The sequence below is a fragment of the Campylobacter concisus genome, assembly GCF_003048375.1.
GTDB lineage: Bacteria > Campylobacterota > Campylobacteria > Campylobacterales > Campylobacteraceae > Campylobacter_A > Campylobacter_A concisus_T.
In genome coordinates this window covers 470,634-482,243 of record NZ_CP021642.1, presented here as the reverse complement: position 1 = coordinate 482,243, position 11,610 = coordinate 470,634, and the positions used below count along the sequence as shown (strand labels likewise).

At 40.5% G+C, this 11,610-nt stretch carries 12 protein-coding genes and 1 tRNA gene; 3 read left to right on the top strand and 10 right to left on the bottom strand.

Going from position 1 to position 11,610, the window contains the following annotated elements; genetic code table 11:
- Positions 1-94 precede the first annotated feature (94 nt).
- The 3 genes from CCS77_RS02445 (at position 95) to CCS77_RS02435 (ending at position 1,452) form a co-directional block, all read left to right on the top strand.
- Entirely contained in the window at positions 95-397 is a 303-nt protein-coding gene (locus tag CCS77_RS02445; RefSeq protein ID WP_004317263.1) for a F0F1 ATP synthase subunit C, read from the top strand.
- Between the two features lie 46 nt (positions 398-443).
- A tRNA-Leu gene (locus CCS77_RS02440) sits at positions 444-528 on the top strand.
- Between the two features lie 60 nt (positions 529-588).
- Positions 589-1,452, top strand: coding sequence for a VIT1/CCC1 transporter family protein (locus CCS77_RS02435; RefSeq protein ID WP_107916455.1), 864 nt, complete (start codon positions 589-591; stop codon positions 1,450-1,452).
- Here CCS77_RS02435 and ribD read toward each other — a convergent pair.
- The 10 genes from ribD to CCS77_RS02385 form a co-directional block, all read right to left on the bottom strand.
- Positions 1,449-2,510, bottom strand: coding sequence for a bifunctional diaminohydroxyphosphoribosylaminopyrimidine deaminase/5-amino-6-(5-phosphoribosylamino)uracil reductase RibD (ribD, locus tag CCS77_RS02430; protein ID WP_107916454.1), 1,062 nt, complete (start codon positions 2,508-2,510; stop codon positions 1,449-1,451). The two genes, CCS77_RS02435 and ribD, sit on opposite strands and share 4 nt — an antisense overlap.
- A 51-nt stretch (positions 2,511-2,561) precedes the next feature.
- Entirely contained in the window at positions 2,562-4,211 is a 1,650-nt protein-coding gene (locus CCS77_RS02425; RefSeq protein ID WP_107916453.1) for a formate--tetrahydrofolate ligase, read from the bottom strand.
- A gap of 1 nt (position 4,212) precedes the next feature.
- Positions 4,213-4,629, bottom strand: a complete 417-nt coding sequence (gene rimP / locus CCS77_RS02420; protein WP_107916452.1) for a ribosome maturation factor RimP — start codon at positions 4,627-4,629, stop codon at positions 4,213-4,215.
- Entirely contained in the window at positions 4,622-4,987 is a 366-nt protein-coding gene (rbfA, locus tag CCS77_RS02415) for a 30S ribosome-binding factor RbfA (RefSeq protein WP_004317240.1), read from the bottom strand. Before rbfA ends, rimP begins: the two co-directional genes overlap by 8 nt.
- Positions 4,984-7,641, bottom strand: a complete 2,658-nt coding sequence (gene infB, locus CCS77_RS02410) for a translation initiation factor IF-2 (RefSeq protein WP_107916451.1) — start codon at positions 7,639-7,641, stop codon at positions 4,984-4,986. The genes rbfA and infB overlap by 4 nt, the downstream gene beginning before the upstream one ends.
- A complete protein-coding gene (locus CCS77_RS02405; RefSeq protein WP_021085774.1) occupies positions 7,628-7,882 on the bottom strand; it encodes a hypothetical protein in 255 nt (84 codons plus the stop codon). The genes infB and CCS77_RS02405 overlap by 14 nt, the downstream gene beginning before the upstream one ends.
- Before the next feature lie 21 nt (positions 7,883-7,903).
- Positions 7,904-8,788: a homoserine kinase gene (gene thrB, locus CCS77_RS02400; RefSeq protein ID WP_107916450.1), complete on the bottom strand. Its 885-nt coding sequence runs from the start codon at positions 8,786-8,788 to the stop codon at positions 7,904-7,906.
- Positions 8,789-8,796: 8 nt separating this feature from the next.
- The gene (locus CCS77_RS02395) at positions 8,797-9,159 is read right to left on the bottom strand and encodes a glycoprotease (RefSeq protein ID WP_107916449.1); all 363 of its coding nucleotides are present in this window, start codon (positions 9,157-9,159) and stop codon (positions 8,797-8,799) included.
- An 80-nt stretch (positions 9,160-9,239) separates the two neighbouring features.
- Entirely contained in the window at positions 9,240-10,124 is an 885-nt protein-coding gene (gene lpxC, locus CCS77_RS02390) for a UDP-3-O-acyl-N-acetylglucosamine deacetylase (protein ID WP_103636471.1), read from the bottom strand.
- Positions 10,125-10,184: 60 nt separating this feature from the next.
- The gene (locus CCS77_RS02385; RefSeq protein WP_107916448.1) at positions 10,185-11,555 is read right to left on the bottom strand and encodes a M23 family metallopeptidase; all 1,371 of its coding nucleotides are present in this window, start codon (positions 11,553-11,555) and stop codon (positions 10,185-10,187) included.
- Positions 11,556-11,610: the final 55 nt, after the last annotated feature.

Here is an 11,610-nt window from a genome sequence, read left to right as displayed (position 1 = left end):
TTTGAAACAAAGTTTTGTTTTTGTAATATTACGGCTCATGAAGTTTGAGTAGGGGACAGATCCGAAAGAGCTTTAAAATTTTAAAGGAGCAACGATGAAAAAGATCGTCTTTTTAATTCTTGGTCTTGCTGCATTCGCATTTGGCGCTGACGGCGAGATGATCAGATCATATTCAGTTATCGCTGGCGGTATCGGCCTTGGCCTTGCAGCTCTTGGCGGTGCTATAGGTATGGGTAACACAGCTGCTGCAACTATCAGCGGAACAGCTAGAAACCCTGGCGTTGGTAGCAAACTTATGACTACAATGTTTATCGCACTTGCGATGATCGAAGCACAAGTTATCTACGCACTTGTTATTACACTTATCGTTCTTTACGCAAACCCAATGCTTGGCTAAGCGTAAAGCTTAAATTTAGCCCCTTTTTGGGGCTTTTGTTCTTTTCGCGATCATGGTGGAATTGGTAGACACGCTATCTTGAGGGGGTAGTGCCGTTAGGTGTGCGAGTTCGAGTCTCGCTGATCGCACCATCTTATCTCTCTTTCTAAATCAAAATCTTAAATTTCTAAGCTATAAAAAAGGAAAAATTTATGTTAGACAAAAAACGTGCTTTAAAACAATTACAAAACGAAGCAGACGATGCTGCTATATACTCACTTCTTGAAGCTAGCGAAAAAGACGATGAGAATAAAAAAATACTTCGCAAATTAATCACCGAAGAGAGACGCCACTATGCTTTTTGTCAAAAGATAACTGGCGAGAGCAGAAGTGCAAATTTATTTAAAGTCATCTTCTATACGATACTTGTTAAAATTTTTGGCACATCTTTTACCCTAAAATTTATGGAGTCGCGCGAAGAAAATGCGGAGAAATTTTATCTTGACATCGTAGATGAATATCCTGAAGCTCGTGATATTTATGAAGAGGAGATGAATCACGAAAATAGTCTAATCTCCATGCTGAAAGACACAAAACTCGTAAATGCTGGTGGCATCGTGCTTGGCATGAATGATGCTTTAGTTGAGCTAACAGGTACACTTAGCGGCATCGCGCTTGCATTTTCGAATACAAAATCAGTTGGCGCAACAGGCCTTATCATGGGCGTAGCAGCTGCACTCTCTATGGCTGGCTCAGCATATCTTGAGTCAAAAGAAAATCCAAGTGATGAGATCAAACCGCTTACTTACTCGCTCTACACAGGCGGCTCATACATCATAACAACGGCATTTTTGATACTTCCATTTTTCATCTTTTCAAGCGGTTTTTACGCCGTTTTATCGATGTTTTTCTTTGCACTAGTTGCCATCATCACTTACAACTTTTATATAAGCGTGGCAAAGGAGCTTAAATTTTTACCAAGAGTGGTTGAGATGTGCGTGATAACTTTTGGCGTTGCGATCATATCTTTTGGCATCGGCTTTTTAGTTAAACACTATTTTGGACTAGATATTTAATCCAAAATTTCATACCAAGTGTAGCTATCATCTCCGAAATTTCCACTAAAAAGTGGTTTTAAATTTAGATCAAGCCTTAAATTTTCACCATTTTTAAAATTTGAGCTTTGATAGATAAGCAGCCATTTTACATTTGCTAGCTTGCCCTCTTTTGCGAGCTTTAAAAACTCACCAGCCCCTTCAAACATGCTAAGACCTTTTAGATCAAGCTCTTTTTGCACGCTCACCTTGCGACCTGGCACGCTAAAAAGCGGTATCGTTTCATCAAATTTATCACTTCTTGAGTAGATTATGACGTCTGGATTTTTACCGCCACTTACTAGCCTGCTATCAAGCTTTGGGCGGTCCGTCCGCACTGTGTTACCACCGATCACTAATGTATCTATGACGCTTCTTAGTTTATGCACATGCGTGCGGCTAAGCTCATTTGTGATGATGCCGCCACTTGCCACGCCGTTTTTACTAAGGGCGATTTTTAAAAAGCTAAATCCACCATTTTGATATGCCAAAAATGGCTCAAGCAGCTTATCACAGCGCTCTTTTAAAATACCAAATTTAACTCTCACACCAGCACTTTGCAGCAAATTCGCGCCGCCACTTGCTATTTTATTTTCATCGTGGCTGCCGATTATGACCTCACTAAAGCCAAGCTCTTTTAGCAAATTTGCACAAGGTGGCGTTTTGCCATGGTGCGAGCAAGGCTCAAGAGTGACATAAGCTTTTGCATTTTTTAGTAAATTTGAGTGATTATTTAGTATAAATTCGTAGCTGGATTTTGGCTCCAAAAGGCCAAATTCGCCCTCTTTTATCTTAGGGCTAAATTTAGCATTATATGCTTTTATAAAATCATCTTTAAATTTTTCACTTTTTTTGCAAAGCGCAAAGAGTATCGCTGTCGGTTCAGCGTGTAAATATCCAGCCTTTTCATGAGCCTTGCAAGATAAAATTTCTCCACTTTCATCAAGGATAAGGCATCCAACGGCTGGATTTGGGTAGGTCAGGATCTGAAATTTCCAAGCCTCACTTAAAGCAAGACCCATGTAAAATTCATCGTTCATCCATGCCTCTTTAAAAAACACACCAGCCTTTGCCAGTGTGTTTTCATAAATTTACGACAAGCCGTCGATCTTGCCGTCTGCGTCTATCCTCATATTGACCGCAGCTGGCACTTTTGGAAGTCCTGGCATCAGCATGATCTTACCGCAAACCGCGACGATAAAGCCAGCTCCCGTTCTAATGTCAAGGTCTTTTACACTAAAAGTAAAGCCCTTTGCTCTACCCAAAAGCTTCGCATCGTCGCTAAATGAATACTGCGTTTTTGCGATACAAACTGGCAAATGGCTCAAATTTAGCTCTTTTATCATCTCAAGCTTTTTAAGAGCGGTCTCTTCAAAGACTACCTCACTAGCTCCATAAATTTCCTTAGCGACCTTTTCTATTTTAGTTTTCGTATCGTCGCTCATCTCGTATGTGAAATTTATCTTGCTTGGCTTATCGCACGCCTTTAAAACTAGCTCAGCTAGCTCAAGCGCACCTTTGCCACCTTTTAAGAAATTCTCACAAACAGCCACTTCTACGCCAAGCTTTTGGCAGTACTCTTTTACGAAATTTATCTCTTCATCAGTGTCAAAGCCAAATTTATTAAGCGCCACAACAACATTTTGACCAAATTTACCTTTTAAATTTTCGATGTGTCCGCCAAGATTTTCGATACCTTTTTTAAGTGCATTCATATCTGGTTTTGTGATCTCGTCTTTGTTTGCTTCGCCGTTATATTTTAGCGATCTGATAGTGCTTACAAGCACTACAGCGCTTGGTTTGATATCAGCAACCCTGCATTTTATATCTAAAAATTTCTCCGCGCCAAGCTCCGAGCCAAAGCCAGCTTCTGTTATGACGTAGTCAGCTAAATTTAGAGCCGTTTTTGTTGCGATGACAGAGTTGCAGCCGTGTGCGATGTTTGCAAATGGACCACCATGCACGAGTGTAGGTGTGTGCTCTAGTGTTTGAAATAAATTTGGCTTGATCGCATCTTTTAAGAGTATGCAAACAGCGTCTTGGCAGCCTAGATCACGCACGTAGATAGGCTTTTTATCGCTATCATAGGCGACCATGATGTTTGCCACGCGCTCTTTTAGATCAGAAAGGCTTGTTGCTAGACAAAGCACAGCCATGATCTCGCTTGCGGCGGTGATGTTAAAGCCATCTTCTCTTGGCACGCCATCAGTCCTGCCGCCCTGCCCCACAGTGATAAATCTTAGCGCGCGGTCATTCATATCCATGCAGCGCTTCCATAAAATTTTCTCTATTTTTAGTGGATTTTCTTGATAGAGGCTATTATCTATCATCGCTGAAATGAGGTTATTTGCCGATGTTATAGCATGAAAATCGCCAGTAAAGTGTAAATTTAGATCCTCCATCGGCGCAAGCTGCGAGTAGCCGCCACCTGCTGCTCCGCCCTTTATGCCAAAAACTGGCCCTAAAGATGGCTCGCGAAGTGCCAAGCAAACCTTTTTATTAAGTAAATTTAGTGCGTCAGCAAGACCTATTGACATAGTCGTTTTACCTTCGCCATATGGGGTTGGATTAGTCGCGGTGACTAAGATGAGCTTTGAGTTTGATGACTCAAGTCTAGGGGAAATTTTAGCCTTAAATTTGCCGTAAAGCTCAAGCTCATCTTCGTTTAAGCCTAGTTTTGCGGCAACTTTACTGATGTGTTCTAGTTTTGTTTGGTGAGTTATCTCGATGTCGCTTAGCATTTTACCACTCCAAATATGTTTTTGCTTTTTTTATCTCACTGATGTTGATCTCAAAAATTCCCTCTTCGTTTTCTACTGCGACGCTCTCTTCGTCAGCTTTTACAAGCCTTCCTGCAAATTTCTCAGCCTCGGTTTGAACTTTAACTAGCTCACCAACGCTCGCTTTAAAATGCGAAGGCTTGCTAAGCTTTCTCTCAAGGCCAGGCGAGCTAACCTCAAGATTGTAGTCTCCGCTAACTGGCGGTGTCACGTCAAAGATAGGCGAGAGCAGACGGCTCACTTTTTCGCAGTCTTCAAGGCTCACTCCGCCATTTTTTGTGATATAAACTCTAAAAATAGCCCTGCCATTTTCATTTGCGATCTCGCTGTCGTAAAGCTCAACGCCGCATTCGCGCACTAGTTTGTCTAAATTATCCATTTTTGTTTAAATCCTTTGAAATTTTATCAAACAACTTATCCATATGGTTTTGATACTCTAATCTATCGTCAAATTTAAAGTGAAAATTTGGACATCTATACCAGCCCTCAGCCGCCATACAGTGGTTTTGTAAATGTCTGCAAACTCGCTTTAAATGCCCCAAAATATACTCTTGCTCGCGCTCGTCAAACATCATCTTGTCAAGATAGACAAAGGCGTCATATCTGCCCTTTTTGCACTCGACGTCAGTGACACAAAGACCTTTTAAAATGCTATCTTCAAGAGTGGCTAAAGCCTCTGGTATGAGCTCTTTTAGCACGCTCTCTGTTCTCATACGCTTTATTTCGTTAGCGTTCATAGAGTAGCTTTCTCCTTGACTTCTTTGAAGCTTTCGATGTAGTCATTTTCTCTGATATCGTTGAAATTTTCGATACCAACGCCACACTCGTAGCCTTTAGCGACTTCTTTGACGTCATCTTTGAAGCGTTTTAGTGAGCTTACCGAGCCCTCATAAACGACCACGCCTTCTCTAATAAGGCGAATTTTTGCACCTCTGTTTATCGTACCCTCAGTGACTATACATCCAGCGATTGCGCCTACTTTTGGCACATGGATCACTTGGCGAACCTGAGCTTGACCAAGCTGCTCTTCTCTGATGATCGGCGACATTAGTCCGCCCAAAATCGCCTTCACATCGTCGATTAGGTTATAAATAACGTTGTAAGTTTTTATCTCGACGCCGCTCTCTTTTGCCTTCTCTTTTATCTCACCAGTTGGCCTTATGTTAAAGCCAAGGATGATACAGTCGTTACTTGCGCTTGCAAGCGCAACGTCGCTTTGCGTGATACCGCCAACGCCTGAGTGGATCACATTTACTCTGATCTCGTCATTTGCTAGTTTTTCTAGGCTCGCTTTTAGCGCCTCGAGTGATCCGCCAACGTCAGCTTTGATGATGACCGGAAGTGTTTTTAACTCGCCCTCAGCGATCTTAGCACTAAGCTCATCGATACTAACCTTTGTGCTCTTACTAAGCTCTTTTTGACGGATATATTCAGCCTTTTTCTGTGCGTATTCGCGAGCCTCTTTATCAGTTTTTACGCCTATTAATGTCTCGCCAGCCTCCGCTATCTCGCTAAGACCAACTATAACGCCACATTCGCCTGGTTTTATCTCTTTTAGCGGCCTGCCCTGATCATCAAGCAAGCTTCTTATCTTACCGTATGCAACGCCAGCTACGACAGTGTCTCCGACATGAAGCGTGCCGTTTTCAACGATGATGGTAGCTACTGGACCACGACCCTTTTGAAGTGAGCTCTCGATGACAGTAGCCTTTGCGTTTGCCTTTGGATTTGCCTTTAGCTCCAAAAGATCAGCTTGCAAAAGCACGATCTCAAGTAGATCATCTATGCCCATGCCTGTTTTTGCAGAGATCGGTACAAATTCATACTTGCCACCCCACTCTGTTGGCATGATGTCAAGCTCAGCAAGACCGGTTTTTACTAGATCAGGATTTGCTGACTCTTTATCCATTTTATTTATTGCGATGATTATTGGCACGCCAGCGGCTTTTGCGTGGCTAACTGCCTCTTTTGTCTGTGGTTTTACGCCGTCATCTGCTGCAACGACGATGATAACTATATCAGTTACACCAGCGCCCCTTGCACGCATAGCCGTAAATGCCTCGTGGCCTGGAGTGTCGATAAATGTGATGTTTTTGCCGTTTTTATTTACCATATAAGCGCCCACGTGCTGAGTGATACCACCAGCCTCTCCTGCTGCTACGCGAGACTTTCTTATGTAGTCAAGTAGCGAGGTTTTGCCGTGGTCGACGTGGCCCATGATGGTTATGACTGGCGCTCTTGGCTGGAGATTTTCATCATCTTTTATCTCCTCTTCATAGGCTGCAACGTAGTCAAATTCTTTTTGATCGTCGATGATATTTACCTCGACATTGAACTCATCAGCCAAAATTTCTATCGCATCTTCATCCAAAAAGTCGTTTTTAGTTGTCATCATACCAAGCATAAATAGCTTGCCTATGACCTCGCTAGGCTGTTTGTTTAGCTTTTCAGCAAATTCGTAAACGCGAATTTCTTTTGGGATATTTATCGAAGTTACAGCTTCGCTGTTTTGTTTATTTTCAGGCTTTTTGTGTTTTTTTCTAGCTCTTCTTTGTATGCCGCCTTCGCCAAATGAATTTATCGTGTTATTGACGGTTGTTTTCATCGCATTTGGCTGTTTTGTCCTTTGCATAGGAGCTGGTGCTGGTGTTTTGAAGCTAAAATCAGGCAATACAACCACATCTTCATCTTCAAGCACGATGTCGCCAAAGTCGCTTCCGCCAAGCAAGTCCATCTTCTGGGCACTATCTTTTTTGCTTACAACTGTTATCTTTTTCTCTTTTTTCTTTTTTCTAGCCAAATTTTCATCGCTAGCAGAGAACATACTCTTAAAATCGCTAATGTTAGCCACTGCTGCCTCAGCCTTTTTCTCCTCCTTTACTGGAGCTGGCGCCTCGAAATCTTTTTTCTTTTTAACTATCACAAGGCCGCGTCTTTTTTGAGTCACATCAGCCAAACTCTCTTTTGGCTTTGGTGCTTCAGCTGGCTTTTGCTCAACCTTTACAGGCTCTTCTTTTTTAGGCTCAGCTTTAGGTTTATCCTCTGAAATTTGCAACTCTTTTTTAGGCTCAGTCTTCGCCTTTTCAGGCTTTGGTTCAGCCTTAGTGGCTGCCTTTTTAGGCTCAGATTTAGGCTTTTCTTCTTTTTTAGCCGGCTCTTTTTCTGCCTCTTTTTTAGGCTCTTTTTTTGCTTTTGGCTCGCTCTTTTTCTTTTTAAATTTATCTGGTATTACGCCAGTTTGAACGTATTCATATATTGCTTCAGCCTCTTCAAGGCTCACAGCATTTGAGTGAGTTTTTACCTTTAGGCCTAGTTCTTGAGCTTTTTCGACTATCTCTTTACTTGGGTAGCCAAGCTCATTTGCGATCTCTGAAATCCTAACATTGCTCATTTAAGAGTATCTCCTTTAACTTCGGTGCGTCAAGTCCGAGAGCACCTTTAGTTTGTTTATCAATTATTTTTTTTAAAATTTTGTCGTCTTTTTGCAAACAGCCATCACACAGATAGAAACTGCGACCATTTCCTTTGCCGCACTCTAAATTCTTGCCTACCAAGCGGTATCTTTTTAGCAAGTTTTGAGAAAATTTGACTTTGCAAGCGACGCATGTCCTTACTGGATTATTTTTATTCATTATACCTTTTTAAACTTGTTTCTAGCTTTGCGTGATTTCGTATCCATCGTTATCAAATGAAAAAATTTCCACTCTAAAATCACTAAATTTACTCTTTAAAATATCTTGTAAATTTTTAGCGTCATCTTTATATGCGATGTTTAAAAAGCTTGAGCCTGAGCCTGAAAGTGTGCTCATTAGCGCTCCATTTTCATAAGCTACCTTTCGCACCTCAAAAAGCTCTTCTAAAGCGCTCATTCTGCGCTCTTCGTGCATCATATCTTCACTTGCTATCCTCAAAAGATCATATCTTTTTTCATAAAAACAAGATGTTAAAAATGCAGCATGAGAGAGGTTATTTACGCACTCTTTCATGGTGTAGTTTTTTGGCAAAATTTGTCTTGATGATGCCGTACTCATCGGCTTATTTGGGATGACAACAACCGCTTTTATATCATCGCTTAAATTTATTTTATTTGCATAAACATTGCCGTTTTTTACGATAGCACTGATAAATCCACCATGAACTGCTGGCGAGATATTATCTGGATGGGTTTCATAGATGATCGCTTTATTTAAAACGACGCTTTTGCTAGCCTTAAACCCAGCCATCTCGTAAGCTGAAGCTATGGCTCCAACGATCACTGCAGAGCTGCTACCAAGCCCTCTTGAAAATGGGATATTGTTTTCAAAAACGACTCTAAAATTTTCATTTTTTCCAGTTAGCTCTAAAAAAATTTCATTAAAAATGCTTAGAAAAATGTTGTTTCTCTTTAAATTTACGCTATCGCTTCCCTCGCCATTTATCGAGACCGAGCTAAATTTAGATGGTTCGATCTTTACGCTATTAAAAAGCTTTAAACTAAGCCCCAAAGCGTCAAAACCTGGTCCTAAATTTGCACTTGTTGCAGGGATTAAGATATTCAAATTTTCTCCTAAACAGCTTGGATGATATAATTTGGAAGTGTATCTGAATTTAGTTTTAATTCATCTAAATTTAAAGGCAACACAAATCTCACTGGCTCAACTTTTTCAAGTGAAATTTTGCCATCTTTTAAGACAAAGCTTAAATTTTTATTTGCCCTGATTGCTTGGCCACCATTTAGACTAAAGCCGCTAACTGCGTAAAACTCGCAGCCCTTTGCCAAAGAAAAAGTTTTTAAGATAACATAGGCCACCTTTAGTCCCATAAAGCTACCTGGTGTGTTTGCGTAGATGATCTTTGTGATGTTAAATTTAGAGGATAAATTTTCTAGGATTTTTATCAGAGCTTCGCTGACATGCTCGTCAGTTGTGATCTCATCAAATTTTACGCCATCTTTATAGACTCCAACTAAAAGCGGAGTCGATAAAGAGACTACTAAAATTTCAATATTTTTTATGCAAATACCTTTTGATACTCTTTTAAAAGCTCGCCACTAAGTGTTGCGATCTCATAATTTTTCTCATCTGCCATTAAAGCAAGTGTTAGTTTGTGATTTAGATCGTGGCTGCCAGCAAATGCTGTGTAGTCACCAAGCAATGGTGCTCCAAGCAAGCTCAAATCGCCAACTGCATCTAAAATTTTATGTCTTACAAACTCATTTTCAAATCTCAAACCCTCTGGATTTAAAATATGTGTATCATCGATAGCCACAGCGTTATCAAGTGACGCACCAAGGGCTAAATTTTGAGCTTGTAGGCGTTGCAAATCTTTTAAAAAACCAAAAGTTCTAGCACGAGCGATATTTTTTACAAATGAACTCTTGCTAAATTCAAAAAGATATCTTTGTTCGCCGATAACTGGGTGATCAAATTTGATTGTATAGTCAAATTTTGGATTTCTTGAAGGCGAAGTTCGCACAAATTTTGACCCCTCAACCACCTCGACCTCGCGGCGGACAAGGATGACTTTTTTACCAGCATCAAGATGTCTTATACCAGCTTCATCAAGCAACATACAAAAGCTTATCGCACTGCCGTCCATGACAGGAATTTCGTTTGCATCAACTGAAATTCTAATATTATCAATGCCGTATCCATTTACAGCTGCCATTAGGTGCTCTATCGTGCTGATAAAGCCCTTTTCGTTGCCAACGACGGTTGCCATTTGTGTATTTATAACGTTTTTAGGCTCAGCTTTAAAACTAATACCAAGATCTTCGCGGTGCAAAATAATACCTGAATTTGCATCAAGAGGTTCTAGTATAAGTCTTATCGGCTCACCCTTATGAAGCCCTATACCAACGGTCTCAACGCGTCTTGCGATAGTAGTTTGTTTCAAAAATTTTCCTTATATTTTTTTGTTCGCTTATGATAGCACTAAAAAATCAAATTTGCAAATTTAATTCTTATCTATCATCGCCTTTGCGGCATCTAAGACACTTGTCACATTGTCTTTTATCCACTTTTTATCCATCCATTGCTGAGGTCTTACCTCTTCGCCTTGGACCAAAATTCCAAAGTGAAGGTGATCTCCAAGTGCAAGACCGCTCGTTCCAGTTGTGCCTATTTGATCGCCAGCAGCAACCATGTCGCCCTCTTTTACTTTAGCACTTGAACAGTGTCCGTAAAGTGAATAAAGTCCAAATCCATGATCGATCACGATGTTCAAGCCATAAATTCCATTCTCAGATGCTAACACGACGCGGCCCGCATTGCTAGCTATTATCGGAGCTGATGCCACGCTTGCAAAATCTATACCCATGTGCCACGACTCACTTACTTGTTCGTTATTATATGTATAGAAGCGGTGGTCGGCAAAATCAGCCACTTTCTTGCCATTTCTAAGCGGGTAAAATGGAATTATATTAAAGCCATTAGTGATGTCAGTATCGGCGTTTGAAGTGAGTGCTGCTATCTTCTCTTCGTTTGAGTTTCTTAGCGTTTCATTGACAAATTTCATCTTATCAAGCCTTGAAAGAGCGTTTGGATCTTTGGCGTATTGATCTGTTAGATCAACGATCTTTCCGTCTAAAAATCTATCATTTAGCGCGATCGTTGAAGTTTTATACTTTACATTTTCATAAAAATATCTCACGTGAGACTTGCTCTCATTGCCCGCAAAGTCTCTTGCGATGACCTCAGCGCTAAAGTTTTCAACCTGTACTGGCCAAGCAACAAGTGCTGCATAAAAGCCCTCTTTGTAAAATGGCACAGCCTTAAATTTCTTACCAAAATTTGTCTGGACATAAACCTCTTTTAGCTGATTATCAGTCGCTCTAAAAACGACAACTGCGCTACCGCCTTTTGAGATAGAGTAAGACTGAGAAAGTACGTAAAGATCAGGCTTAGAGGTATCAAGTACGACTTCAACCTTTTTGCTTGCTTTATTGCCAGTAAAAAAGCCCCATTTGCTAGTATCGACCGCTTCTATACTCATCTCATAAGTGTCTTTTTGAGCAAAAAATCCAGTCTTTGGGAAGGTCAAATTTACATCAAGCTCAGTACTTGGGTTTTGTATGATTTGATTTAGTAAATTTAGGTCATTTTTGCCGTCATTTATGCTAATGCGCACAAATTTTATTCCGCTGTCATCTTTAAATTTGATATTCATAGGCGAGCGAAGGTTCCAATAAACCTTATCAGCAACGCCGATGATTGGCTCGTTTCGCTCAAAGTCTTTAGACATCAAAGCATAACCAAAGCCACCAGCCAATATCAAAACAAGTAAAACTACAACAATGCCAAAACCACCTATTCCACGTCTATACATATATTATTACCTTAAATTTTATTTGCGAAATTTTACATATAATCAATAAATTTTT

What these genes read in the sequence shown, in the direction of transcription:
- CCS77_RS02425 (WP_107916453.1), bottom strand. Translation starts at nt 4,211, where the DNA reads ATGCTAAGCGACATCGAGATAACTCACCAAACAAAACTAGAACACATC.
- ribD (WP_107916454.1), bottom strand. Translation starts at nt 2,510, where the DNA reads ATGAACGATGAATTTTACATGGGTCTTGCTTTAAGTGAGGCTTGGAAA.
- rbfA (WP_004317240.1), bottom strand. Translation starts at nt 4,987, where the DNA reads ATGAACGCTAACGAAATAAAGCGTATGAGAACAGAGAGCGTGCTAAAA.
- CCS77_RS02445 (WP_004317263.1), top strand. Translation starts at nt 95, where the DNA reads ATGAAAAAGATCGTCTTTTTAATTCTTGGTCTTGCTGCATTCGCATTT.
- infB (WP_107916451.1), bottom strand. Translation starts at nt 7,641, where the DNA reads ATGAGCAATGTTAGGATTTCAGAGATCGCAAATGAGCTTGGCTACCCA.
- CCS77_RS02385 (WP_107916448.1), bottom strand. Translation starts at nt 11,555, where the DNA reads ATGTATAGACGTGGAATAGGTGGTTTTGGCATTGTTGTAGTTTTACTT.
- CCS77_RS02435 (WP_107916455.1), top strand. Translation starts at nt 589, where the DNA reads ATGTTAGACAAAAAACGTGCTTTAAAACAATTACAAAACGAAGCAGAC.
- rimP (WP_107916452.1), bottom strand. Translation starts at nt 4,629, where the DNA reads ATGGATAATTTAGACAAACTAGTGCGCGAATGCGGCGTTGAGCTTTAC.
- CCS77_RS02405 (WP_021085774.1), bottom strand. Translation starts at nt 7,882, where the DNA reads ATGAATAAAAATAATCCAGTAAGGACATGCGTCGCTTGCAAAGTCAAA.